The sequence below is a fragment of the Mesorhizobium sp. B1-1-1 genome, from assembly GCF_006442955.1.
Classification (GTDB): Bacteria; Pseudomonadota; Alphaproteobacteria; order Rhizobiales; family Rhizobiaceae; genus Mesorhizobium.
This window is the reverse complement of record NZ_VFWW01000009.1, coordinates 244,638-269,943: the sequence shown is the minus strand read 5'-3', so window position 1 is coordinate 269,943 and position 25,306 is coordinate 244,638. Positions and strand designations below refer to the sequence as shown.

Below are 25,306 nucleotides of genomic sequence, written 5' to 3'. Positions count from 1 at the left end.
GGATATCAAAATGTCTGCTTTGCGCCTTACATCTCTTTTGCGTTTTTCAACTCTGGGGTTCTTTACGCTGTCGGCATTAGCGTTGCTCGCCATCGCCACCGGCAGCGCTATGGCGGCGCCGGCGAAGGATCTCTACAAGCTCTGCCGCCAAGTGAAGAACGACGACGAGGTCCTCCCCTATTCGCACGCGCTTTACGCCGGCACGGTCAGGGCGTTCAAAAAGCTGTTTCCAGATGCCAAGATCGTGCCGGAGGAACCGGAACTCGAAACCCAGGTTCACTATCGCTGCATGAATGGCAAGCTGCTGGCCTGCTTCGTGGGCGCCAATCTGCCCTGCACCAAGATGAACGCCTCACGCGACAATCCTGGCGCTGACGAATTCTGCAAGGCGAACCCGAATGAAGACTTCGTGCCGGCCGCGGCGAGCGGCCACGATACCGTCTATTCCTACAAATGCCAGGACGGCAAAGCTGTGGTCACGGGTGATACTTGGGCACTCGACGAGCGCGGCTTCGCCAAGAAGCTTTGGGCCGAGGTAATTCAACATTGAGTTTGGTTTTGGCGCCTCAACGCTCTTCACCTCACTTGGGCCGAGACAAAGGGGCGGCAATTCCAGAGCATCAGTCAGGGCGGCTTCGGGAGGGGCAACGACACTGCATGCCCGTTACAGATTTGATCTCGCACGACGTCTGGTCGTGAGCTCGAATGGTAGAGACTCGCCTGTGGCTCTCAATCTCCTTATCGGTACCATCGTGATCAGCCTGACGGTACTGATTCATATCTTTGGCCTCATCGAGGTCACACACCCGGTGGGGGGTGCCTTGTGTCCCGTTTTCGCATGCACGGGCGCCGCAGCCGCATCGTCGCGATGACGCGTGGTGATGGGTCTCTTTGCCGTCATGACGGCAAAGATCTGGCTTTGGGCGGGGTTGTACCGGATGCTCAACATCTTCGCCGACTTTGAAACTGCATTGTACTTTTTCCACCATCACCTTCTCGACTGTTGGCTACGGCGACATAGTGCCTGCCCTTGCGTGGCGTGTCCTGGCGGCACTCGAATGCGTTAACGGGTTCTTGCTCATCGGCTGGTCGACCGCCTGTCTCATCGCAGCCGGCACCGCATCGGACCGTCCAAGGCGGGCGAGCATTTCTGACCAGTTGGTGCTCAGGTTTGCTCCCGATCAATACTGTACGGGCATTCTGTTGGTACGCTCTTACGATCGGGTCAGCCATGATTTGGCCGACGATCAGCAGGAGGGAGAGATCTGCCTTTCTGCTTCTTTGGACGAATTGACTATGACCTGATCGAACCGCAGACCGGGAGGAAAGACATCAGAGTTGGGAGGATAAGCATGGGAGAAGATCTATTCGGTCATCATGCCGACCGCATCCAGGCGGCGATTGCGTCGGACGCTGCGGCGAAATCCGCCCTGGTTGCCTCCTGGCGACGGTCTTCCAATTTGCATCGACTCGAACCAGCCGATTGCAGGCCTCCACATTATCTGACGGAGGCCGAACTGGGACAGGCCCGGCAACGAATCGAACCTCTCATTTGCGCTGCCCAAGCGAGTCTCGACCGTCTCTATCTCGCAGTAGGCGGCGTGGGATGCTGTGTCCTGCTCGCCGATCGCGACGGCGTGCCTGTCGAACGGCGCGGCGCGCTCGTGGACGACGAGACGTTTTATTCCTGGGGTTTGTGGACTGGCTCCGTCTGGAATGAGGAAAGGCAGGGCACCAACGGGATCGGCACCTGTCTGGTTGAGCGACGCCCGCTGACAATTCACCGCGACCAGCATTTCCATACGCGCAATACGCTGCTCAGTTGCACCACCGCTCCGATCCACGATCATGAGGGGAATCTTGTAGCCGTGCTTGACGTGTCGTCCTGCCGGGCTGATCTGACCGAAGCCTTTGTCAATCTCATCTCGATGGCTGTGGTCGACGCGGTGCACCGGATCGAGATTGAGAACTTCAAGATGGCATTCCCGAAGGCGCGAATTCTGCTGGCGCCGGTGACCAACAAAGGCTCTGGCGCGCTGATCGCCGTTGACGCGGACGATCTCGTGGTCGGCGCGACCCGTTCGGCCCGCCTGGCGCTTGGCATCACACAGCAGTGTTTCGACAAACCAATGCCTGCCGCCGATCTGCTCGGCTGGGCTGAGATCGGCCCTAAAGTTCTCGCTGAGGCAGAGCGTGGAGCCCTCCAGCGTGCGCTCGCGCGCGCTGACGGGAACGTCTCAGCCGCAGCTCAGGCGCTTGGGATCAGCCGGGCGACGCTTCACCGCAAGCTCAACCGTCTGGATGTCCGCCGGTCACACTGACGCCCAAGCTCTCATAACTGTCGCAATTCTGCGACACATCCTACCCGACCAGCGTGACCGGCGCGGTGACAAGCACCGCCGAAAATCGCAAGTGTCTTTCGAAGCGTCGCATCCCGCGACGTCAGCTTTGGGAGGAAGACGCATGAACAAGGTTGAATTCTCACGCTCGGTCAAGGCGCCCTTCGACAAGCGCTATGGCAATTTCATCGGTGGCAAACGGGCCGAGCCCCGCTCTGGCCGCTATTTCGAGAACTTCTCGCCGGTGAATGGCCAGCTGCTATGCGAGGTAGCGCGCTCGGACGGCCAGGACATCGAGGCGGCCCTGGACGCCGCCCATGCCGCCAAGGACGCCTGGGCGCGCACCAGCGTGGCCGAGCGCTCCCTTATCCTCAACCGCATCGCCGATCGCATGGAGGAAAACCTCGATCTCCTCGCATGCGCCGAAACGTGGGACAACGGCAAGCCGATCCGCGAAACGACCGCGGCCGACCTGCCTTTGGCCATCGACCATTTCCGCTATTTCGCCGGCGCGGTGCGTGGCCAGGAAGGCAGCCTTTCGCAGATCGACGACGACACTGTCGCCTATCATTTCCATGAGCCGCTCGGCGTGGTCGGCCAGATCATCCCGTGGAACTTCCCGTTGCTGATGGCATGCTGGAAACTTGCTCCCGCGTTGGCGGCCGGCAATTGCGTCGTCCTGAAACCTGCCGAGCAGACCCCGGCTGCCATCCTGCTCTGGGCCGATCTCATCGGCGATCTTTTGCCGCCGGGTGTGCTCAACATCGTCAACGGCTTTGGCCTCGAGGCCGGCAAGCCGCTGGCTTCGTCGCCGCGCATTGCCAAGATCGCCTTTACCGGCGAGACAACGACGGGCCGGCTGATCATGCAGTATGCCAGCCAAAACCTGATCCCGGTGACGCTCGAGCTCGGCGGCAAGTCACCCAACATTTTCTTCAAGGATGTCGTCGCCGAAGACGACGATTTCTTCGACAAGGCGGTCGAAGGCTTCGTCATGTTCGCGCTGAACCAGGGCGAGGTGTGCACCTGCCCGAGCCGCGCGCTCATCCAGGAATCGATCTACGACAGGTTCATGGAACGCGCCCTCAAGCGCGTCGAGGCGATCGTGCAGGGTGATCCGCTCGATCCGGCAACGATGATCGGCGCCCAGGCTTCGTCCGAGCAGATGGAAAAGATCCTGTCCTATATCGATATCGGCCGCCAGGAAGGAGCCGAGTTGCTGACCGGTGGAGCGCGCAGTCTTCTGCCCGGCGATCTGGCCGGCGGCTACTACGTCCAGCCTACGGTGTTCAAGGGTCACAACAAGATGCGCATCTTCCAGGAGGAGATTTTTGGGCCGGTGGTATCGGTCACGACCTTCAAGGACGACGACGAAGCGCTCAGCATAGCCAACGATACGCTCTACGGCCTCGGTGCCGGTGTCTGGACACGCGACGCCAACCGTGCCTATCGCTTCGGCCGCGCGATCCAGGCTGGCCGCGTCTGGACCAACTGCTACCATGCCTATCCCGCGCATGCGGCCTTCGGCGGGTATAAGCAGTCCGGCATCGGCCGAGAGACCCACAAGATGATGCTCGACCACTACCAGCAGACGAAGAATATGCTGGTCAGCTACAGCCCGAAGAAGCTTGGCTTCTTCTGATCGGCTCAAGGGCGCGGCTCCGCAGGGGACCGCGCCCCAAGCTGGATCGAAAACCTAATGCATACCAGGTCACGGCAACGCCGGCAGCGCTTGAACTGATCGCGGAGATCGTTGCCGAGCACGGTCCAGTGCTGTTCCATCAATCCGGCGGCTGCTGCGACCGCTCTTCGCCGATGTGCTATCCGCTGGACGAATTGATCGTCGGCGATCGCGATGTCTTGCTCGGCCATATCGGTGATGCGCCGTTCTACATCGGCGCATCGCAATTCGAGGCCTGGAAGCATAACGATCTCATTATCGACGTGGTGCCAAGCCGAGGCGGCATGTTCTCGCTGGACAACGGAAGGGAGAAGCGGTTCCTGACGCGGTCGACGATCTGCGCTGTCCAGATCGGGATGTAGGCCTTTCCATACGATTTGGGCGAGCATTTCTGACCGCAGCCGATGTTCAGACCGCCACGGAATGCCTCGCCTTGCCGGTTTCGAAATACTTGTCGAACTTCGCCGCGACGCTTCTGACAAAGGGGCGGCTTTCCAACGGCACGACGAAGCGGTCACCGTCAAGTTCAAGCAACCGGGCAGGGTCAAGAAGGGCGGTGGAACTCGCTCTGCCGAGAAGCCTTTGGCCAGCTTCGCCAAAGCGCTCGACCAGGTCGATCGCTGAAAAGCCGGAATCGCACATCAGCCGCTCGATGATCCACCCGCGAGCGCGGTCGTCGTCGGACAAAGCAATTCCGCGGACCGCAGCCAACCCACCGTCATCCACCATGCGGCCATACTCGGCGGTCGAAGGCATGTTCTGTACATAGCCTTGCCGGAATTGGCTGATGGATGACGGGCCGAGGCCGATCAAGGTTTCGCAGCGATCCTCGGTGTAGCCCTGAAAGTTACGACGCAACATCCCCGCGTGCGCAGCAAGCGCCAGCGCATCGCCCGGTTTGGCGAAATGGTCGAGCCCGATTGCTTCGTATCCCTGGTCGAGTATGGCGCGAGCTGCCAGTTGCGATTGAGCGAACCGCTCCTCCGGGCCTGGCAACCAGGCCTCGTCGATCATTGTCTGATGTTTCTTGAACCATGGCACATGGGCATAGCCAAAAAGGGCGATCCGATCGGGTTCGAGCGTCAGCGCCTGCATGACAGTGGACAAGACACTCTCCCTGGTCTGGTGCGGCAAGCCGTAAAGCAGGTCCAGGTTGACCGACTCGACGCCGCGTGACCGAACGCCGTCGACGACTGTCTTGGTCTGCAAGAAGGTCTGTTCGCGATTGATGGCCTTCTGCACCTTCGGATCGAAATCCTGGACCCCGAGGCTCGCCCTCGTCATGCCGATTTCGGCAAGTGCGTCGAGGCGGGCTTCGTCCATATCGTTGGGTTCGATTTCGACGCTGATCTTGGCGCCGGGAAGAAATGAGAAGCAGTTGCGCAGAACGGCTCCCAGCGCGACCATGTCCTGTGGTTTGAGCATCGTCGGTGAGCCGCCACCGAAATGGACGGCACGTACCCGGCCCTTGCCTCCGGCGAGACTTGAGACGGTGGCGATCTCCGCATGCAGTGATCTCAGATATTTGGTGACCGGTTCGTAATGGCGTGTCTGCTTGGTGTGGCACGCACAGAACCAGCAAAGCTTGTCGCAATAAGGGGTGTGCAGATAGAGCGAGATCTCGTCGCCCTTGTTGAGCGCCTTCAGCCAGTCGCGACAAACGGCGGCATCGACGCCCGGATGAAAATGCGGCGCCGTCGGGTAGCTCGTATAACGCGGCACGTTTTCACCAAGCCTGGCAATTAATTCTGGCCGCATCTCGATATCTGCTCCGATGTGTATTGCACGATCCTGCTCACATCGGACAATGGCAGCCTTGATCTCGGTCAATGATATCTCGCCGCGGACAAACTGCCGCAACGGATTTCTCGGGCCGATACTATATCCTGCCAGTACTTTGGGTTCGCGGACGACCACGATGACAGTGCGTCAGGATGTACATAGCGCCGGCATTCCCGTGCTTTGCCAGTCATGCGAAGCGCGGCATCATGGCGTTTGCGGCGCGCTCGATCCGGACCAACTGGTGGGCCTCGCCAAGACCTCATCGAAGCATACCGTTGAAGCGGGCGTGGAATTGATCGGTGATGCCGAGGCCATCGACAGTTACGCGAATGTGCTTTCCGGCGTGGTCAAGCTGACGAAGAGCCTTTCGGACGGACGCCAGCAGATTGTCGGGCTTCAATTTGCTCCCGATTTTCTGGGCCGGCCCTTCAAGGTGGAAAGCGCGATCAACGCCGAAGCCGCAACCGCGGTCTCCCTGTGCTCGTTTCCAAGGGCCGTCATCGAACGGATGATGAAGCAATCGCCGGGACTGGAGCATCGTCTCTTCAAGCAGACGCTGAACGAACTCGATGATGCCCGCGACTGGATGGTGATGCTGGGCCGCAAGAGTGCTTCGGAAAAGGTGGCGAGCTTCCTTCTCATGATCGCCAAGAACATCGACCCCACGCTTGATCCGACCGCCCAGTCGACACGTTTCGACCTGCCTTTGACCCGCGCCGACATCGCCGATTTCCTCGGCCTGACGATCGAGACTGTCAGCCGTCAGCTGAGCCGGCTGCGATCAGATGGCGTGATCCGCATCGAGAACAATCGGCATGTTAGTGTCGATAGCTTGAATCGGCTGCAGAGCCGCTCCGGCGCCTAGGCTCAATCGACAAACCCGATCATCGGCAGGACATGCTCGCGCTCGAAGGCGATATGCCGGCGCAGGCTTTCGAAGAAACCGCGCAGCATGAACCCAACCGCCTCGGCGTTGTCGATCGTCTTGCCGTGGCCGATCGCCAGCAACATTTCGGTCACCTCACCGGCAAAGCACTCGTCCTCGATATGCTCGGCGCTCAATCGCCTTGCTGAACCAAGGTCGGCATCACTGCTGGCCAACGCGGCCTCGTAGGCGGGAAAGATGACCGTCTCTTCGTATCGATGACTGTCGCGCAACAGCGGAACGATTGCGTTGGCTACGCTCAGGCACGCCAACGTGTCGACCTTGGGCAACGTGTCCGCGATCCTTTCCAAGACGTCGCAGAGCTGCAGTTTTTCTAGGTGTGCACGTTTCATCACCGCAGCAAACGCTGTCGGTATCGAATTTTTGCCGGCTGCATGCGGCGGAAATGGTCCCCCTGCTGTCTGCGAGTTCAACGGCAATCTCCTGATCGTTCGCAGGACCAAGCCTGCCCACTCCAAATGCAAATGACTTTGACATGGATCAAGGCGGCGACGTGCCGGCTGCGGAATTGGTGTTGCCGCGGATTGGCGCCCGCGCAGGGAATCCGAGGTCGGGGATATGTCATGAAGTTCGGCACACAAATCTTCGCGTTGAGCCTTTTTACATTCGCGGCTTTGGTGGCCGCCGGCTTCGGCGTGGACCAGCCATTCCGGCAGCACATGTGGGTGCTGTTCTTCGTGCTGCTCGGTTTTGTCGCCATCCTCATTCGCAACTCAAGCTTCGAAGTGACCGCACCGATCGACCCTTCCGCCTACATGGACGGTCCGATCCGCTACGGGGCCATCGCCACAATGTTCTGGGGCGTGGTTGGCATGCTGGTCGGCGTGGTTATCGCGCTGCAGCTGGCCTACCCCGATCTCAACATTCAGCCTTGGTTCAATTTCGGCCGCTTGCGGCCGCTGCACACTTCCGGGGTCGTCTTCGCCTTCGGCGGTAATGCGCTGCTGTGCACCTCATTGTACGTCGTGCAACGCACTTGCCGCGCCCGCCTGTTTGGCGGCGATCTCGCATGGTTCGTCTTTTGGGGCTACCAGCTTTTCATCGTAATGGCCGCGACAGGCTACTTGCTCGGCATCACCGAGAGCCGCGAATACGCCGAACCCGAATGGTACGTGGACATCTGGCTGACTATCGTCTGGGTCGCTTACCTCATCCTGTTCCTTGGCACGATCCTGAAGCGTAAGGAACCGCACATCTACGTCGCCAACTGGTTCTACCTGTCCTTCATCGTGACCATCGCGATGCTGCATGTGGTCAACAACCTTTCGATGCCGGCCTCTTTGCTCGGTTCCAAGAGTTACTCCGCCTTTTCGGGGGTCCAGGATGCGCTGACGCAATGGTGGTACGGCCACAACGCGGTCGGCTTCTTTCTCACCGCCGGCTTCCTCGGCATGATGTATTATTTCGTGCCCAAGCAGGCGAACCGGCCAGTCTATTCCTACCGGCTTTCGATCATCCATTTCTGGGCGATCATCTTTCTCTACATCTGGGCCGGGCCGCATCACCTGCACTACACCGCCCTGCCCGACTGGGCGCAGACGCTCGGCATGGTGTTCTCGATCATGCTGTGGATGCCGTCCTGGGGCGGCATGATCAATGGTCTGATGACGCTGTCCGGCGCCTGGGACAAGCTGCGCACCGACCCGATCATCCGTATGATGGTGATGGCCATCGCCTTCTACGGCATGTCGACCTTCGAAGGCCCGATGATGTCGATCAAGGCGGTCAACTCGCTATCGCATTATACCGACTGGACCATTGGTCACGTGCACTCCGGTGCGCTCGGCTGGGTCGGCATGATCTCGTTCGGCGCGATCTACTACATGGTGCCGAAGCTCTGGAACCGTAACCGGCTCTATTCACTGCGGCTGGTTACCTGGCACTTCTGGCTGGCGACCCTGGGGATCGTCGTCTACGCCGCGGTCATGTGGGTGTCCGGCATCATGCAGGGCCTGATGTGGCGCGAATACGACGAGCAGGGCTTCCTGGTCTACTCCTTCGCCGAAACGGTCGCAGCCATGCACCCCTACTACGTCATGCGCGCCATCGGTGGCGCCATGTACCTCTCGGGCGCCCTGGTCATGGCCTGGAACATCGCCATGACCATCCTCGGCCACCAGCGCGAGGAGCAACCGATGCCTGGCTCCGTTCCCGCCCTTCAGCCTGCCGAATAAGGAGCCAGAACATGGGCTTGATGGATAGACATGCACTAATCGAGAAGAACGCCACGCTTCTTCTTGTGGGCTCCCTTCTTGTTGTGACAATCGGCGGCATCGTTGAAATCGCACCGCTCTTCTATCTCGACAACACGATCGAGAAGGTGGAAGGCATGCGCCCCTACTCGCCGCTCGAACTTGTCGGGCGCAACATCTATGTGCGCGAAGGCTGCTACCTCTGCCACAGCCAGATGATCAGGCCGTTCCGCGACGAAGTCGAGCGCTACGGCCACTACAGCCTGGCTGCGGAGTCGATGTACGACCACCCCTTCCAGTGGGGATCCAAACGCACCGGGCCGGATCTCGCCCGCGTCGGTGACCGCTATTCGAATGCCTGGCACGTCGCGCACCTTGCCGACCCCCGCTCGGTCGTCCCGGAATCGGTCATGCCGAGCTATGCCTTCCTGAAGGACGCGCAGATCGAGGTGAAGAACTTCTCGACGCACCTGGTTGCGAACGCGCGCGTTGGTGTCCCTTACTCGGACGACATGATCGCCAACGCCAATGCCGATTTGAAGGCGCAGGCCGACCCGAATGCCGACACGTCCGGCCTCGAGAAGCGCTATCCCAAAGCCAAGGTCGGTGACCTCGACGGCAATCCGCAGGAGGTGACCGAAATGGATGCCCTGGTTGCCTATCTCCAGATGCTCGGGACCTTGGTCGACTTCAAGAACTACGACGAAGCCGCCGGCTACCGTTGAGGAGTTTATCCATGGATTACAATTTGATGCGGGAGTTTGCTGACAGCTGGGGTCTGGTCGCCATGGCACTCTTCTTTGTCGGAGCAATTGTCTTTGCCCTGCGCCCTGGCAGCCGCAAGCTGGCCGACGAAGCTGCCCGGATTCCCCTTGAGGACGAGTGATCATGAGCGACGAGCACATCGATGAAATCTCTGGCGTCTCAACCACCGGTCACGAATGGGACGGCATCAGGGAGCTGAACAACCCGCTTCCGCGCTGGTGGGTCACAACGTTCTACGTCACCATCGTGTGGGCGATCGGCTACACCATCGCCTATCCGGCATGGCCGCTGCTGCACTCGGCGACAACGGGTGTTCTCGGCTATTCGAGCCGCAATGACGTCAAGAACGAGCTGGCGGCGGCGGAAGCAGCGAAGGGCAAGTACGTCGCGGCGGTGGAGTCGAAAAGCATCTCCGAAATCGCCGCGGACGATGTCTTGCGGGAATTCGCGGTCGCGGCCGGCGGCGCCGCATTCAAGGTTAACTGCACGCAGTGCCACGGCTCCGGCGCCCAGGGTTCCAAGGGCTTTCCCAACCTCAACGACGACGACTGGCTGTGGGGCGGCAAGGCCGAGCAGATCCAGCAGACGATCACGCACGGCATCCGCTTCGCTTCAGATCCGGACACGCGCCTGTCGGAAATGCCGGCCTTCGGCGACATCATCACCGCCGACCAGATCTCCCAGGTCAGCGCCTACGTCGCCAGCCTGTCCGGCAAGGTCCGCGATGCAACTCTTATTCAACTCGGCGCCAAGGTCTTCGCCGAAAACTGCGTCGCTTGTCACGGCGACAATGCGAAAGGCAACAGGGAGCTCGGCGCGCCCGACCTGACCGACGCGATCTGGCTCTACGGGTCGGGCGAAACGGCAATCGCCGACCAGGTTCGCGCACCGAAGCAGGGCGTGATGCCAGCGTGGGGCGCGCGTCTCGGCGAGACCAAGGTCAAGGAGTTGGCGGTCTACATCCATTCGCTCGGCGGCGGGGAATAGGTCGGGGGCCCTCTTTCCTGCCCTTCGCCGCCTGAGCGACGCGGCCCGGCCAGTCCGGGCCTCAATTTTTTCGGCATTCCTCGATTGACCTGCATCAACGCGGGTCTGTCCATGCCGCGGCAAGGTTGTCCAGCGCACTCAAAGTCACGGTCTGCGCGCAAGTGGAGATACTCGTGCTGGACAAGACGCAGATAGAACGGCTGGAAGCCGAGGCGGTCAATTCCGCCAAGACCCGTCAGCCCCTTTACGCTGCGCGCAAGAAAATTTTCCCAAAGCGCGCCTCAGGCAACTTTCGCCGCTTCAAATGGCTGGTGATGGCGATCACGCTTGGCATCTACTACCTGACGCCGTGGCTGCGTTGGGACCGCGGTCCATTTGCCCCGGACCAGGCCGTGCTGCTCGATCTCGCCAATCGGCGCTTTTACTTTTTCTTTGTCGAGATATGGCCCCAGGAATTCTACTATGTGGCCGGCCTTCTTGTCATGGCCGGCGTTGGACTTTTCCTGATTACCTCGACTGTCGGCCGTGCCTGGTGCGGCTATGCATGTCCGCAGACCGTATGGGTCGATCTGTTCCTTGTCATCGAACGTGCGATCGAGGGGGACCGCAACGCCCGCATGAAACTTGACGATGGTCCCTGGACCGCCCGCAAGCTGATGCTGCGCGTATCGAAGCACGCCGTCTGGCTGGTCATCGGTGCGGCGACCGGCGGCGCCTGGATTTTCTATTTCGCTGATGCACCGACACTTGTGGGCGAGCTTTTCACCGGTACCGCCGCGCCTGTCGCCTACATCACCATCGCCGTGTTGACGGCGACCACCTACACGTTCGGCGGCCTGATGCGCGAACAGGTCTGCACCTATATGTGCCCATGGCCGCGCATCCAGGCAGCCATGCTCGACGAGAATTCGCTCACCGTCACCTACAATGACTGGCGCGGCGAACCGCGCTCGCGTCACGCCAAGAAGGTGCAAGCCGCAGGGCAGTCCGTCGGCGACTGCGTCGACTGCAATGCCTGCGTTGCGGTATGCCCAATGGGGATCGACATTCGCGACGGCCAGCAGCTCGAATGCATTACCTGCGCGCTGTGTATCGACGCCTGTGACGGCGTCATGGACAAGCTCGGCAAGGAGCGCGGGCTGATCTCCTACGCGACGCTCTCCGACTACAACGCCAACATGATGCTGGCGACCGCAGGCGGCTCCAGTTCAATCAATCCGTCGCTGGTCAGGACTGCCGTCGGCACCTTCTCCGATCAGGTGGCGCATTTTCACATTCGCAAGATCTTCCGGCCGCGCACCTACGTCTACATGGGCCTGTGGTCGCTGATCGGGCTGGGCCTGCTCTATTCGCTGCTGACGCGCAATCGGCTTGAGCTGAACGTGCTGCATGACCGCAATCCGCAATTCGTCACGCTATCCGATGGTTCCATCCGCAACGGCTATACCGTCAAGCTGCTCAACATGATCCCTGAGCCAAGGACCATCGCCGTCACCATGCAGGGCCTGGAGGGTGCCGACATGGTCGTCGTCGGCGACGACATCCCGGCCGGCCGGTCTTTCGCCGTCCCGGTCGAACCCGACCGCCTGAAAACGTTGAAGGTCTTCGTTCGCCAGCCGGCGGACCAGATCCACGCCCCGGCCCAGACCTTCAAGCTCCGTGTCGAGGACAAGGCGAGCTTCGAGTCGAACGAGTACACCGCCACATTCAACGCGCCAGAGGCCGCCAAATGACCGCCAATGCCCAAAAGCCTCGCGAATTCACCGGCAGGCACATGCTGGCCATCATTCTCACCTTTTTCGGGGTGGTCATCGCGGTCAACCTGACCATGGCCACGCTCGCCAATACGAGTTGGACCGGCCTCGTCGTCGAAAACACCTATGTGGCCAGCCAGCAATTCAACAAGGAGGCCGAGGCCGGCCGCGCCCAAGCAGCGCTCGGTTGGACCGGCAAGCTGACCATCGCATGGGGCGAAGTCCGCTACGGCCTCTCCGACGCAGCCGGCAAGCCGGTTCCTCTGCACGGCGTCAAGGTGCTGTTTCGTCATCCCGCCTACGAGAAAGAGGACGAGTCCGTCACGCTCGCGCTTGCCTCCGGCCAGGAATTCGCAGCGCAGCATATGCCGAAGGACGGTGTCTGGATCGTCGAAGTCGACGCCGATGCCGGCCAGGCACGACCCTATCGCGACGTCCGCAGGATCATGATTTCTCATGGAGGCTGCAGTGAGCTGCTGTGCACCGGGCGCTGAAATGGCGCTAGATCTGAACGGCGCCACATCGGTCCTGCCATCCAGCCAGGAGATCAGGTTGGCGAGCCGATCGCTTGGCGACGATCTTCGGCAGACCGACCTTTCAGTGCCGACGGTTCATTGCGCCGCCTGCATCCAGACGATCGAAGCGGCACTTGGAAGGCTCGATCACGTCGAAAGCGCGCGCGTCAACCTGTCGACGAAACGGGTCGCGGTCCGGTGGCGTGGAGACGAGGTGCCACCCTTCGTCGCCGCGCTTGGCAGGCTGGGCTACGAGGCGCATCTGTTCGCACCCGAGATCGACGACAAGGACAAGACGCTTGCCGAACTGATCCGCGCAGTCGCTGTTGCCGGCTTTGCGGCGGGCAACATCATGCTGCTTTCGGTTTCGGTCTGGTCCGGCGCCGAAGGTGCTACCCGCGACCTGTTTCACTGGGTCTCGGCGTTGATCGCCATTCCTGCCCTCGCCTTTGCCGGCGGCATCTTCTTCCGTTCGGCCTGGAATGCTCTGCGCCATGGTCGCATGAACATGGACGTGCCCATCGCGGTCGGTGTTTCGCTCGCCTACGCCATGAGCCTCTATGAGACGGTCAATCATGGCGACCACGCCTATTTCGACGCGTCGGTATCGCTGCTGTTCTTCCTTTTGATCGGACGCACGCTGGATCATGTGATGCGGGAGCGTGCCCGGACTGCCGTGAAAGGCCTGTCTCAGCTGGCCGCGCGTGGCGCCATGGTGCTGCGCGGCGACGGCGCGCGCGACTATTTGCCGGTCGGCGAGATCGAACCAGGCATGCGATTGTTGATCGCAGCCGGCGAGAGGATCCCCGTCGACGGCAAGATCATCCAGGGAACGTCGGATTTCGACTGCTCGCTGGCCTCGGGCGAAAGCACGCCGAAAAACGTGGCGCCGGGCGAAGCAGTACAGGCCGGCGTGCTCAATCTTACCGGCCCGCTGATGATTCAGGCGACAGCCGCCGCAAAGGATTCGTTCCTGGCGGAAATGGTCCGGCTGATGGAGGCCGCCGAGGGCGGTCGCGCGCGCTATCGCCGCGTCGCCGATCGCGTCTCGGCGCTCTACGCCCCGGTGGTTCATCTCACCGCCTTCTTGACATTCCTGGGCTGGATGGCGGGGACCGGCGACTGGCACCGGGCCGTGACGATCGCCATCGCGGTTCTCATCATCACATGTCCATGCGCGCTCGGCCTCGCCGTGCCGATCGTTCAGGTGGTCGCAGCACGACGCCTGTTCGAGAACGGCATCATGGTCAAGGATGGTTCGGCCATGGAACGCCTGGCGACAATCGACACGACGGTGTTCGACAAGACCGGCACGTTGACCCTTGGCCGGCCCCGGCTGGTCAACGCTTCGTCGATCGATCCAGGCATGCTGGCGATCGCAGCCGACTTGGCCGCACATTCCCGTCATCCATTTTCAAAGGCCATAGCCGGCTTTGCCATTTCGAGCCGGCAGCACAAATTCGATGCGGTGACCGAGCAACCAGGTTTCGGGATCGAAGCCACCGACGCCGGAACCATCTGGCGTTTGGGTCGACGCGGATGGGCCGGCTGGAAGGCTCGCACTGGCGGCGAAGGCAAATACGGCTACGGCGGAACGGTGCTGACGAAAAATGGCATGATTGCCGCATCCTTCGTTTTCGAGGATGCGCTGCGCGCCCACGCCAGAGCGGCCGTCCAACGGTTGGACGATGCCGGGGTATCGGTGGAAATGCTGTCGGGCGATACCGCTAAAGCCTGCGCCGAGGTTGCGGACGTGCTGGGTGTCGATAACTTCGTTCCCTGCCTGCTGCCGTCCGGCAAGGTCGAACGCATCGAGAGTCTGGCGAGAGATGGGCACAAGGTTCTGATGGTTGGCGACGGGCTCAACGATACGCCGGCGCTGAGCGCGGCCCATGTCTCGATCGCACCGGCCAGCGCCGCCGATATCGGCCGGAATGCAGCGGATTTCGTTTTCCTGCGCGAAAGTCTTCTGGCCGTGCCTCTCGCGCTGGACATCTCGCGGAAGGCAGGAAGCCTGATCCGGCAAAACATCGCCATCGCGATCGTCTATAATGCGGTCGCGGTACCGATCGCCATCCTTGGCCACGTTACGCCCTTGATAGCGGCGATCGCCATGTCCGCCTCATCGCTGCTTGTCATCGGCAATGCGCTGCGACTGCGATCGTCGAAACCAATCTCACCGGCCAGCGATATTCGCCACGATAGGCTGTCCAACTCCAACGAACGGGTCGGACCGTAATGACCACACTGACCTACCTCATACCTGTCGCGCTGTTTCTTGGAGCGCTTGGCCTGGGGGGCTTCCTGTGGGCTTTGAAAACTGGCCAGTACGAAGATCTCGACGGAGCCGCCGAACGGATTCTGATCGATACGGAAGATAAAAGCGGCCGCTGATATTCAAGAAGTGGCCCGTGACGGCGCATCCTTGCAGAAAACGGCGACGCCAAAATTCTCCACTTCAAATAGTGACACATAAGATCGCTGCGTTCCGAGCTGTTGTTTCCGCGATTAACATCACCAATTTGCGCCAACGCAAAGAAACGCTAGGTCAGGTCAGGTAGTTTCTCCTCATCCACAATGGTCGAGAGACAGGAGATTGACATGATTACGCGACGCGAAGCCCTCTTCGGAGCAGCGTTTGGCGCTGCCGCCGTTGCGGCGCTGCCCGCATTGTCGGCAACGGTTACAAAGGCAGAGGTGCGGGGGCTGCCCCGCGAAAAGATCATGCTCGTTGCGCCGCCTTTTGTGCATTCGCATGACCAGATTGCCAAGGGCGGACCGAAGATCGTCGAGTTCACCATGACAATCGAAGAAAAGCCGATCGTCATTGATGCCGACGGCACAAAGCTCAACGCGATGACCTACAACGGCTCGATCCCCGGCCCGCTGATGGTCGTGCACCAGGACGACTACCTCGAGCTGACGCTCATCAATCCTGAAACCAATTCGCTTGCCCACAACATCGACTTCCACGCCGCAACCGGCGCTCTGGGTGGCGGCGAGCTCACGCTGATCAACCCCGGCGAACAGGTGACCCTGCGCTTCAAGGCGACGCGGACGGGAACGTTTATCTATCACTGCGCCCCTGGCGGCGCGATGATCCCCTGGCATGTCGTGTCTGGGATGAACGGCGCGGTCATGGTGCTGCCGCGCGACGGCTTGAGGAACGACAAGGGCGAACCGGTCAAGTACGACAAGATCTTCTACGTGGGCGAGAGTGACTTCTATATCCCGCGCGACGAGAAGGGCAACTTCAAGAGCTACGAATCCGCCGGCGACGCCTACGATGACACCGTCAAGGTGATGCGCGGGCTCATTCCCACGCATGTGGTGTTCAACGGCAAGGTCGGATCGCTCACCGGCGACAACGCCATGAAGTCGAAGGTCGGCGAAACCGTGCTGATCGTCCACTCACAGGCCAACCGCGATACGCGGCCGCATCTGATCGGCGGCCATGGCGATTACGTCTGGGAACAGGGTAAATTCGCCAACCCGCCGGCCAAGGATCTGGAAACCTGGTTCATTCGTGGTGGTTCCGCGGGCTCGGCGCTCTACACCTTCCTGCAGCCGGGCGTCTACGCCTACGTCAATCACAATCTGATCGAGGCCGTGGAGCTCGGAGCGACCGCTCACTTCAAGGTCGAGGGCGATTGGAACGACGACCTCATGACGCAGGTGGAAGCGCCCAAACCCGTCGCCATGAACTGAACGGCCCTCGCATTTGCCCGGACAGTGATCCTGTCCGGGCTTGGACAAGAACTATGTCGGCTTTCATCCTGAAGCTCGTGCCAATGGCCGTGGTGGCCGCAGCGGTAGCGGTAGGACTCTCGATACAGGCCGCCGATGGCCAGCGACAGCCCCACGCCATTGCCACAACGGTTAGCCTGTTCCCCGGTTCGATCACCTATCCGATGCCCGGCGAGTTCCTGAAGAACGGACGACCGCAAACCAATCCCAAGGTCGAGCAGCAACTCAACGGTCCGCTTGAGATCATGACTTATCAGGTCAGCGCAGCCGACTATACGGATTGCGTGTCGGCTGGGGCCTGTCGGCCGGCGGAGGAGACCCGCTCAATCCCGCATGACGCACCCGCAACGACAGTGAGCTATCTCGACGCCGTTGCCTACGCCCGGTGGTATTCAGAAGCAACAGGTGACCAATGGCGGCTGCCCACCGACGAGGAATGGGCATTTGCGGCAGCTGAGCGGTTTGCAGGCGAATTCGAAGGTGTCGAAAACGATGCCAACAACCCTGCCAGGCGTTGGCTCACCAGCTACCAGGCAGAGCTTGACCTCAATCGCAAACCGGACCCGTTGCCCAGGAGCCGGGGTTCCTTTGGTGTGAATTCGCGTGGCTTGGCCGACTTTTCCGGCAACGTGTGGGAGTGGACTTCGACCTGTTATGTCCGCACGACGCTGGCCGAAGACGGAAGCGGGGTTGTGAGCGCGGTCGACAATTGTGGCGTCCATGTCCTTGAAGGCCTTCACAGAGCCTATATGTCGAATTTCGTAAGTGACGGAAAAAGCGGAGGCTGCGCCGTCGGCTTGCCCCCCGACAATCTGGGATTCAGACTGGTGCGAGGGCATCGTGGATGGGCCAACCGTTTCCTTAGCTATCTCGGCATTACCTGACAGTCAGGAGCAAGTGCTGCGTTCTGGTTTCGTCGGTCGATTGCTGCTCCGGGCTCACGGTGTCTTTGGCCTCATCTATGCTGTTCGATAGATCAGGATAAAGCCGGCAAAAGCCGCCATCCGGCCAGCACCCGCCGCTCCAGTTGGGGACGAAGGCGATCAGAATTCCCAGTGATCCCGCAAGAAGGACGGCTACGAAGATGAACAAAGGCGCCATTTCCAGCTTTGAACTCTCGCCCAGTGTGCCCGAGCGCTGGTCATCAGAGCAGGTGTCAAAGCGCCCACCGCACCCGTTCCGAGCGCGCATAGCCCGGCAGCGGTCGGCACCATGGCAGGAAAGAAGATCGGCGCCGAAATGAAGGCAACTTCAACCGGCACGAGGCCCATGCAAGATGGAGGACCAGCGCAGCCCACGGTCGCCACGCCTGGCGGATAGCGGCCACGGCCATAAACAGTCCTGAGGCGCTGTCGTCATGAGCGGTCGACCACGTGCCCAGCGCGACGGCCGAGATGACTATTGCCACGATGTCGAGTTGGGCAAATTGTGTCGGCAGCCGGTCGTGTCTTGGCGGACGAGCCAGTTGCGCGTGAAACTCGGAACGATCCTTCCGCCGATGAACGAGGGTGGTTCACCTTGCGTCAATAGGTGAAAAGCTCGTCCTCTTCGACCTCCATGAGTAAGGAACCACATAAGCGTCCCGAAATTTGCCGAGGATTTGGTGGCCGTCTTGAACGCGGTTGATCGCAAGCGAACGCTTGGCAACGCTTGATTGATCCTTCGCGCTCAAACATTCCCGGCCGCTTTGGTTCGGGTGTTGATTTGCTTTGTGGGGTCCGTTCAACAGGGAGTAAATAAATCCTTTCGAGGGGGAGGAAGCCCCATGCTTGCAGCGCATACAGACATCGCGCGCGGCCATCGAAGCCACCTTCCTGCTGCGGCATCGCTCCTTTGCTGAAAGAGCCGCATTTCGGCGCGATATTAATCATACCCGAAGCGTAACCACGGCATCACACGACCTTCTGAGACGGCTTCACCAGTCCCAGAACGATGACACCGTCCGACCTTGGGAAGATGCAGACCCGGCTCCCCTTACCATCTCAGCGTTCGATGCCGATATTCTCCGCGCTGTGTTCCGAGATTTGGTCTCGGGAACGAACGCGCCCGAGTGTCAATGGCGCGATCTGGCTAAGAGCCTGGTACTCGAATACGTCGGGTGCGTGCCGGTCGAAGTTGGCTTGGTGGATTGGATCATCAGCAAGTAGTTGTCCCTGCCGGCGTCAGTTTAGCCTGAATGACGAAGCTCAGGGCTCTCGGGCGCTTTCTGGCCTTGGGAACCATCCAGGGCACCCGGAGTTCGGTGCTGAACTACTCGTGCAGACCGACCATGGCAGAACTCGACAAAGCCCGGCAGCAGGCCATAGCCCACCTTGTTCGCCGGTGGATCAAGACAGAGGCGTTCCGCCGCCACCTTCGCCAGTTGCTGGGGCTGCGGATAGACCACGATCTCCCCCAGGAGCATCGGTCCCTGCTCGAAGAACTGAGACGGAAATACAGCGAATGGTCTCATGGCCCCAAGGTACGAACGGAAAAGAGACCCCAAGGGGTGGACGGTGGTCGACCAAAAGACCGGGAAACCCGCTGAACCCGAGGGTCACCCAGCGGTCGGCCTTGAGGTCACCTTACGCGACGGACCTCGTGATGCTCCTGAACGCCTCTGAACTCAAACGCAGGCTCTCCTATCGGAGCGTCAGCTGATGGCCACCTTGATGGCCACCCACTGGTTCACCCCACCGGTCCCGTCAGCGGCAACCCGTCAGGCATGACGTACATGGTCAGCAGCGTAGAGGCTGCCGCCGAGCATCTCCTTCAGTGGAGTAAGCGTGGCCCTAAGTGGAAACAAGCGGTGCGCGCTTGCTGGGCCGCTCTGGCTGGCCAAGCGACACCTCAGGAAGGCTCGAGAGTGCTTCAAGCTGGCTGCTATCGAGGAGGGGAAATTCCGAGGTGCCCCATTAGGGGGCTGACTGAGCAAGGAAGGCCCGCTGCCGGAGGGACGGACAACGGGCCTCAAGCGGCTGCATCCTCGGGGAATCGAACACTCTGCAAAAGCAACCTGTACGGCGCAGAATGGTTCCGCATGGAGTTGCCGGTTCAAGCGGGTTAGTATGAGCTAGGATCCTTCGGTCTGGCTGACAATACGCGTCGATGCCCCAGAAATCGCCTGGAGAAACCCCAAGCTGCCCCGCCCGTTTCCGACCCCGCGTTTCTGCCAAACACTGCGGTTCAGGCTACCTTTCCGGCTCAAGCTCCATCTGCTTCGTCTCGTCCTCTCCAACGCGCTCCTCGACCCGTTTGCGGCAATTTCCGTGGCCCATCAGCTCATGTCTGTGAAAACAAGCGAGTTGCCGCTGCGGGGGTTCCATATCCTTGCTGTCTTGGTTATGGTCTCAGCCAGGCCGATGGAGCTTAGGTATGAGCAACCCAATTCCGCTCGCTGTTGTTGCGTCTCTGTTGCTCACCTCCGTCTCCGCACTTTCGCAAGACAATCCGCCAAACAACGCTCCAGACACAATGGAAGCTCGCGTGCAGGCCTGCACCATTTGTCATGGCGACAAAGGCAAGGGCACCAGCGACGTCTATTTCCCGCGACTGGCGGGCAAGCCATCCGGATATCTCTATAATCAGTTGCTCGCGTTCAGAGCGGGACGGCGCCATTATCCGCCGATGAACTACTTGCTCGAATTCCTGCCGCAGTCCTATCTCAAGAAGATGGCGGACTATTTTGCCGACCAACGGCCGGCCTTGCCTGTTGCCGCGCCCCCCGACGTCTCGCAAGACGCTTTGATGCATGGCAAGGAACTGGTGACACATGGTGACTCAGCGCGCTCCATACCTGCGTGCGCGAGCTGTCACGGCCCTTCGCTTACGGGCATGGAGCCTGCAATTCCCGGCCTTCTTGGTCTGCGCCCAGCCTATGTAAGCGCTCAGCTCGGCGCCTGGCGCTACGGGACCCGGACGGCGACTGCTCCTGATTGCATGCAAGTCGTGGCAGGGCACCTTACGGAAGATGATGTGAGATCCGTGGCGGCGTGGCTGTCTTCCCTGCCGGCCCCGCCGAATGCCGCGCCAGCCCCGAAAGGCACCTTCACATTGCCCTTCGATTGTGGAAGCCAGCCGAACTGAGAGGACGCTATGCTGAAGCCCAAAGTTCTCGTCGGCCTCCTGGCGTTTTCAGGCGCGGTTTCGTTTGCCGCCCTCAAGCTGGACGACGCCGCCTGGGCGCAAGAACGGACATTGACAAACCCGGCGGCCACTATTCTCAAAGGCGAGTATCTGGCACGTGCCGGAGATTGCATCGCCTGCCATACGGCGCCCGAAGGCAAGTTGTTTTCAGGCGGCCGCGCCATGCTCACCCCCTTCGGCACACTCTACACTTCCAACATCACACCGGATCCTGAGACCGGTATCGGCCAATGGACGGCCGACGAGTTTTACAGGATGATGCATACCGGGCGTTCACGGGATGGGGGATTGATCTATCCGGCAATGCCGTTCGCCTCCTACACCAAGGTGACCCGGGAAGACAGCGACGCGATTTACGCCTATCTCAAGTCTGTCGAAGCGGTGAAACAGCGAAACCGGCCCCATGACCTCAGTTTTCCATACAACAACCGATCACTAATCCTTGGCTGGCGTACCTTGTTCTTTACCGAAGGCGAATATCAGCCCGATCCAAGCAAGTCGCAGGAGTGGAATCGCGGCGCCTACCTCGTCGAGGGGCTCGGGCACTGCGGCATGTGCCATACGCCGATCAACGCCCTTGGAGGCAACTCTCAGTCCGACGCCTTCAAGGGCGGTCTTATCCCGATGCAGAACTGGTATGCCCCATCCCTCACCTCGAACAAGGAAGCGGGGCTCGGCGACTGGAGCATCAAGGACATTTCCGATCTGCTGCGCACCGGGGTCTCGAACAGGGGCGCGGTCTACGGGCCGATGGCCGAAGTCGTTTACAACAGCCTCCAGTATCTCAGCGACGAAGACACGCGCGCAATGGCCGTCTACTTGAAGAGCATCGCTCAGGACAGCGCCCCCGATGTCGCTAAACCTTCCGTGCCGCCGAGCGAAGGAAGCCTGCTGATAAGCCTTGGCAAAACGGTGTACGATCAACGATGCGCAAGCTGCCACGGCGCGCGAGGCGAAGGGGCTCCGCCACATTACCCGCCATTGGCCGGCAACCAGTCCATCCAGATGCAGTCGGCGGTGAACGCGATCCGGATGGTACTGAATGGCGGTTATCCTCCCGGCACCGCCGGCAATCCGATGCCGTATGGCATGCCTCCGTTTGCCGGCACTTTGTCAGACAACGAGGTGGCGGCGGTAGTCACTTATGTCCGCACCTCGTGGGGCAATCGGGGAGCAGCGATCAGCCCGTCGGAAGCAAACCAGCTGCGCTCTGCGACATTGAATTGAGGGCCGGATGATCAACTCTGATGAGCCGACAGGCGCAGCCGGATCCGAAAAGGAGGCACTGGAGCGGATATTACGATCGGGCCCAGGCGGAGCTTTTCTCCTCGCCGGTATTACGACCGCCATTGTGCTTGGCATGTGGTTGACGTTCTACCTACTCGTATTCATCCCCCACGCCAATCCTTAGGGCTTCGAGGCTATCCAGATGACCGAGGATCCTGTTGACCATGCCGGGGCTGCGATTCGCGCCGAGAAAAACTGGGCAATAATCGCGGTCTTGATCATCGCCTTCCTCGCCGGCATGGCGGCCTTCGCCGGCATCCATCAGGCGACGATGCCGCAGGCGCGGGTGGAGACCGCTGATCCAACCACGCTTCACATTTCGGGTGAGTTCGTCGAATCCAACCTTGGTAGCGCCATCGAGCCTGACGGTTCAGTAACTGTCCGGGCAATCGGGCAACAATACTCCTTCGCGCCACAGTGCATTCTCGTCCCGACTGACACGACGATAACCATCCGCGCCACCAGTGCAGATGTCATCCACGGCCTTCTTATTCAGGGGACGAACGTCAACACCATGCTCGTCCCCGGCTACATTTCCGTGCAGAACGCCCGCTTCCGCAAGCCGGGCGAGTACCTGATGCCATGCCAGGAATATTGCAGCTTCGGGCACGAAGGAATGTGGGGGAAAGTCAAGGTCATTGACAAAGCCGAGTTCATGACCATGGCAACCAAGCAAGAGAGGGTGAGCTGTGTTAAATAGCCGGCGACTGATACTTGCTCATTTTTGGCTTGCGTTTGCGGTTTTTGGGCTCGCGCTTATCATGGGCGCCTGGCAGATGTTCATTCGAAGCCCGCTTCATACCTGGATCACCAATCCGGAATGGTATTATCGCTCGCTGACGGCCCACGGAACCATTATGGGTTACGTGTTCCCGACGCTCGTGGCCATGGGCTTCGGCTACGCCATTTCCGAAAGCGCGCTCAAGCAACCACTCATCGGACGGCGATGGGCCTGGGCGGGCTTCTGGCTGATCGTGATCGGCGCAGTGACGGCGATGGTTCCCGTGTCGCTTGGCCGCGCATCCGTACTCTACACGTTCTATCCGCCGCTGATTGGGAGCCCATTCTACTATATCGGCGTCGTGCTGGTGGTGCTCGGGTCATGGATATGGGTCGCACTCATGTCCATCAACCTGAGGATCTGGAAGCGAAACAACCCGGACGCGCCGGTGCCTCTCGCCATGTTCGCCAATGTAGCGGGCGCATATCTTTGGGCCTGGACGGCCGTTGGAGCGGCGCTAGAGCTTTTGTTCCAGATTTTGCCGGTAGCGCTCGGCTTGAAATCGACCATAGACGCTGGGTTGGCCCGCGTCTTCTTCTCATGGACGCTTCATGCCATCGTCTATTTCTGGCTGATGCCTACCTATATCGCCTATTACACGATCGTGCCGCGGGCCATTGGCGGGAAGCTCTACAGCGACTCCATGGGCAGGATTGCCTTCATCCTCTTTCTGGTCGTTGCGATGCCCATCGGCATCCATCACGCTTTCGCCGATCCGCAGGTCGGCGCCGGCTTCAAGTTCATCCATTCGGCGTTCACGGCGCTTGTGGCCCTGCCGACCCTGCTGACTGTTTTCACGATCTGCGCATCTGTCGAAATCGCAGGTCGCCTGCGTGGGGGCAGAGGACCACTGGGATGGATCGCTACATTGCCGTGGAACAATCCGATCATGCTGGCAACGGCATTCTCCTTCGTGCTTCTGGGTTTCGGCGGCGCCGGAGGCCTCATTAACATGAGCTATCAGCTCGACACCACGATCCACAACACGCAGTGGATAACCGGCCATTTCCATCTGATCTTCGGCGGCGCGATCGTGATCATGTATTTCGCCATCGCCTACGATCTATGGCCACATCTGACGGGGCGCGCGTTCATCGACTTCCGCCTCATGCGCCTGCAGCTCTGGCTATGGTTTCTGGGCATGATCATTACAACTTTCCCGTGGCATTATGTTGGTATATTAGGCATGCCTCGCCGCATGGCTTACTTCGATTATACCGACCCCGGACTTGCCTCCGAAGCGATGTCAGTGAGCATGTCGGCCTTTGGGGGGCTGATCCTGCTGATCTCCGGCGCGATCTTCATTCTCATCCTCATACGAGGCCAGCGCGCCCCGGCGATGGATGCGGGCGAATATCGCTTCAGCACGGCCGTCCATGCTCCCGTTTCTGTGCCCGCTGCCCTTAACAGCTATGGCCTTTGGCTGGCACTGATGATCGGGCTCACTGTGACCAATTATGGGTTCCCAATCTTGCAACTCGCGTTCAGGCAGGGCACCTCTGTTCCGGCTGTCTACATTGGAGCCCGATAATGTCGACGGAACGCCTCTTCTCAGCGACAAACCCTTGGGTCAGGTTGAGTATTGGTATCACGGCCGCGCTGGTGGTCTTGACAGCCCTTGGCGGCTTCATCCTGCTTCCCTATGCACAGTCTGATCTGAAGCTGGCTGGCTTGTGGGACGCAATATGCAGTGCTGCCGGCATTCCCAAACTGACATCGGGTGCCAGGACCGTTCAGCCCACGTTCAAGACCTCGGACGTCATCATGACGTCAGCCATGCTCGCCAATCCTTCGAACGAGTCGATCAACCGCGGTGCGACGCTCGCTCAGCAATGCGCGATATGCCATGGCCCGACGGGCGTCAGCCGCGCCGATTCGCCCAACCTCGCAGGGCAATACCCAGCCGCCATATACAAACAGCTAAAAGACTTCAAATCGGGCGCGCGCGTGAACGCCGTAATGAGTCCATTCGCGCCTCATCTTGCCGACCAGGACATGATCGACCTCGCGGCCTATTATAATTACCTGCCGCGATTGCCTGCCTATCATCCCTCGCAAAAGGTTCCTGCGCCTCGCATCGTCATCAATGGAGCCCCAATGCGCGGAATTGCGCCTTGCGGCTCGTGTCACGGCAGTTTGGACAACAAGGCCGGCAGTCCGTGGCTCGAAGGCCAGTCGGCCGTCTACATCAAAGCTCAACTGCGCGCTTTCGCAGACGGAGGTCGTCGCAACGATATTAGCCAGCAGATGCGAAATATTGCACGCGCAATGACGGACGATGAAATGGAGCAAGTAGCACAATACTACGCATCTCAACCCCCGGATAAGTATAAGCCGCAACCTTGAAGGCGTTCAGCAGCGTGGGTAGCATCTTCCACTGGACCGAACCGGCGGCCCTATGCTGT

The 25,306-nt window shown here is 60.3% G+C and carries 25 protein-coding genes and 1 pseudogene; 24 read left to right on the top strand and 2 right to left on the bottom strand.

Annotated features, from left to right (window positions below):
- Positions 1–10: 10 nt before the first annotated feature.
- From FJ986_RS20535 to FJ986_RS20515, 5 genes and pseudogenes are all read left to right on the top strand, one after another.
- On the top strand, positions 11–550 hold the full coding sequence (locus FJ986_RS20535) for a hypothetical protein (RefSeq protein WP_140522781.1): 540 nt from the start codon (positions 11–13) through the stop codon (positions 548–550).
- Positions 551–722: 172 nt separating this feature from the next.
- A pseudogene (locus FJ986_RS30920) lies at positions 723–1,154 on the top strand (ion channel).
- A gap of 198 nt (positions 1,155–1,352) precedes the next feature.
- On the top strand, positions 1,353–2,321 hold the full coding sequence (locus FJ986_RS20525; protein WP_140522783.1) for a GAF domain-containing protein: 969 nt from the start codon (positions 1,353–1,355) through the stop codon (positions 2,319–2,321).
- Between the two features lie 142 nt (positions 2,322–2,463).
- On the top strand, positions 2,464–3,981 hold the full coding sequence (gene adh, locus FJ986_RS20520; RefSeq protein WP_140522785.1) for an aldehyde dehydrogenase: 1,518 nt from the start codon (positions 2,464–2,466) through the stop codon (positions 3,979–3,981).
- Between the two features lie 41 nt (positions 3,982–4,022).
- Positions 4,023–4,382, top strand: coding sequence for a DUF779 domain-containing protein (locus tag FJ986_RS20515; protein WP_140675469.1), 360 nt, complete (start codon positions 4,023–4,025; stop codon positions 4,380–4,382).
- Between the two features lie 46 nt (positions 4,383–4,428).
- On the opposite strand, the gene hemN is transcribed toward FJ986_RS20515, so the two are convergent.
- A complete protein-coding gene (gene hemN / locus FJ986_RS20510) occupies positions 4,429–5,778 on the bottom strand; it encodes an oxygen-independent coproporphyrinogen III oxidase (protein WP_140675466.1) in 1,350 nt (449 codons plus the stop codon).
- A gap of 160 nt (positions 5,779–5,938) precedes the next feature.
- On the opposite strand from hemN, the gene FJ986_RS20505 reads away from it, so the two are divergent.
- A complete protein-coding gene (locus FJ986_RS20505) occupies positions 5,939–6,667 on the top strand; it encodes a Crp/Fnr family transcriptional regulator (RefSeq protein ID WP_140522791.1) in 729 nt (242 codons plus the stop codon).
- Positions 6,668–6,669: 2 nt separating this feature from the next.
- Here FJ986_RS20505 and FJ986_RS20500 read toward each other — a convergent pair whose 3' ends face one another.
- Positions 6,670–7,206: a hemerythrin domain-containing protein gene (locus tag FJ986_RS20500; protein ID WP_224680308.1), complete on the bottom strand. Its 537-nt coding sequence runs from the start codon at positions 7,204–7,206 to the stop codon at positions 6,670–6,672.
- Positions 7,207–7,311: 105 nt separating this feature from the next.
- Here FJ986_RS20500 and ccoN point away from each other — a divergent pair, with 105 nt between their 5' ends.
- From ccoN to FJ986_RS20405, 18 genes are all read left to right on the top strand, one after another.
- Positions 7,312–8,922, top strand: coding sequence for a cytochrome-c oxidase, cbb3-type subunit I (gene ccoN / locus FJ986_RS20495; protein WP_140522793.1), 1,611 nt, complete (start codon positions 7,312–7,314; stop codon positions 8,920–8,922).
- 11 nt (positions 8,923–8,933) lie between these two features.
- Complete coding sequence (gene ccoO / locus FJ986_RS20490; RefSeq protein ID WP_140522795.1) at positions 8,934–9,665, top strand: cytochrome-c oxidase, cbb3-type subunit II; 732 nt, start codon at positions 8,934–8,936, stop codon at positions 9,663–9,665.
- A gap of 11 nt (positions 9,666–9,676) precedes the next feature.
- Entirely contained in the window at positions 9,677–9,826 is a 150-nt protein-coding gene (locus tag FJ986_RS20485; protein WP_140522798.1) for a cbb3-type cytochrome c oxidase subunit 3, read from the top strand.
- A 2-nt stretch (positions 9,827–9,828) separates the two neighbouring features.
- On the top strand, positions 9,829–10,692 hold the full coding sequence (ccoP, locus tag FJ986_RS20480) for a cytochrome-c oxidase, cbb3-type subunit III (RefSeq protein ID WP_140522800.1): 864 nt from the start codon (positions 9,829–9,831) through the stop codon (positions 10,690–10,692).
- A 173-nt stretch (positions 10,693–10,865) separates the two neighbouring features.
- The gene (gene ccoG / locus FJ986_RS20475) at positions 10,866–12,425 is read left to right on the top strand and encodes a cytochrome c oxidase accessory protein CcoG (protein WP_140522802.1); all 1,560 of its coding nucleotides are present in this window, start codon (positions 10,866–10,868) and stop codon (positions 12,423–12,425) included.
- Positions 12,422–12,940: a FixH family protein gene (locus FJ986_RS20470; protein ID WP_140522804.1), complete on the top strand. Its 519-nt coding sequence runs from the start codon at positions 12,422–12,424 to the stop codon at positions 12,938–12,940. The genes ccoG and FJ986_RS20470 overlap by 4 nt, the downstream gene beginning before the upstream one ends.
- A complete protein-coding gene (locus FJ986_RS20465) occupies positions 12,915–15,200 on the top strand; it encodes a cation-translocating P-type ATPase (protein ID WP_140522806.1) in 2,286 nt (761 codons plus the stop codon). The genes FJ986_RS20470 and FJ986_RS20465 overlap by 26 nt, the downstream gene beginning before the upstream one ends.
- Positions 15,200–15,355: a cbb3-type cytochrome oxidase assembly protein CcoS gene (gene ccoS, locus FJ986_RS20460; RefSeq protein ID WP_140522808.1), complete on the top strand. Its 156-nt coding sequence runs from the start codon at positions 15,200–15,202 to the stop codon at positions 15,353–15,355. Before FJ986_RS20465 ends, ccoS begins: the two co-directional genes overlap by 1 nt.
- 207 nt (positions 15,356–15,562) lie before the next feature.
- A complete protein-coding gene (nirK, locus tag FJ986_RS20455) occupies positions 15,563–16,669 on the top strand; it encodes a copper-containing nitrite reductase (RefSeq protein WP_140522810.1) in 1,107 nt (368 codons plus the stop codon).
- Positions 16,670–16,722: 53 nt separating this feature from the next.
- Positions 16,723–17,592 carry an SUMF1/EgtB/PvdO family nonheme iron enzyme gene (locus tag FJ986_RS20450; protein ID WP_140522812.1) on the top strand — a complete coding sequence of 290 codons (870 nt, stop codon included), beginning with the start codon at positions 16,723–16,725 and terminating at the stop codon, positions 17,590–17,592.
- Between the two features lie 885 nt (positions 17,593–18,477).
- The gene (locus tag FJ986_RS20445; protein WP_140522814.1) at positions 18,478–18,855 is read left to right on the top strand and encodes a hypothetical protein; all 378 of its coding nucleotides are present in this window, start codon (positions 18,478–18,480) and stop codon (positions 18,853–18,855) included.
- Positions 18,856–18,977: 122 nt separating this feature from the next.
- On the top strand, positions 18,978–19,235 hold the full coding sequence (locus FJ986_RS30525) for a hypothetical protein (protein ID WP_181165394.1): 258 nt from the start codon (positions 18,978–18,980) through the stop codon (positions 19,233–19,235).
- 177 nt (positions 19,236–19,412) lie between these two features.
- On the top strand, positions 19,413–19,754 hold the full coding sequence (locus FJ986_RS20430) for a DUF982 domain-containing protein (RefSeq protein WP_140522818.1): 342 nt from the start codon (positions 19,413–19,415) through the stop codon (positions 19,752–19,754).
- A gap of 308 nt (positions 19,755–20,062) precedes the next feature.
- Complete coding sequence (locus FJ986_RS20425) at positions 20,063–20,773, top strand: c-type cytochrome (protein ID WP_140522820.1); 711 nt, start codon at positions 20,063–20,065, stop codon at positions 20,771–20,773.
- A 9-nt stretch (positions 20,774–20,782) separates the two neighbouring features.
- On the top strand, positions 20,783–22,060 hold the full coding sequence (locus tag FJ986_RS20420; protein ID WP_140522822.1) for a cytochrome c: 1,278 nt from the start codon (positions 20,783–20,785) through the stop codon (positions 22,058–22,060).
- A 202-nt stretch (positions 22,061–22,262) separates the two neighbouring features.
- Positions 22,263–22,820 carry a cytochrome C oxidase subunit II gene (locus FJ986_RS20415; RefSeq protein WP_140522824.1) on the top strand — a complete coding sequence of 186 codons (558 nt, stop codon included), beginning with the start codon at positions 22,263–22,265 and terminating at the stop codon, positions 22,818–22,820.
- Complete coding sequence (locus tag FJ986_RS20410; RefSeq protein ID WP_140522826.1) at positions 22,810–24,432, top strand: b(o/a)3-type cytochrome-c oxidase subunit 1; 1,623 nt, start codon at positions 22,810–22,812, stop codon at positions 24,430–24,432. The genes FJ986_RS20415 and FJ986_RS20410 overlap by 11 nt, the downstream gene beginning before the upstream one ends.
- On the top strand, positions 24,432–25,247 hold the full coding sequence (locus FJ986_RS20405) for a c-type cytochrome (RefSeq protein WP_140522828.1): 816 nt from the start codon (positions 24,432–24,434) through the stop codon (positions 25,245–25,247). Before FJ986_RS20410 ends, FJ986_RS20405 begins: the two co-directional genes overlap by 1 nt.
- Positions 25,248–25,306: the final 59 nt, after the last annotated feature.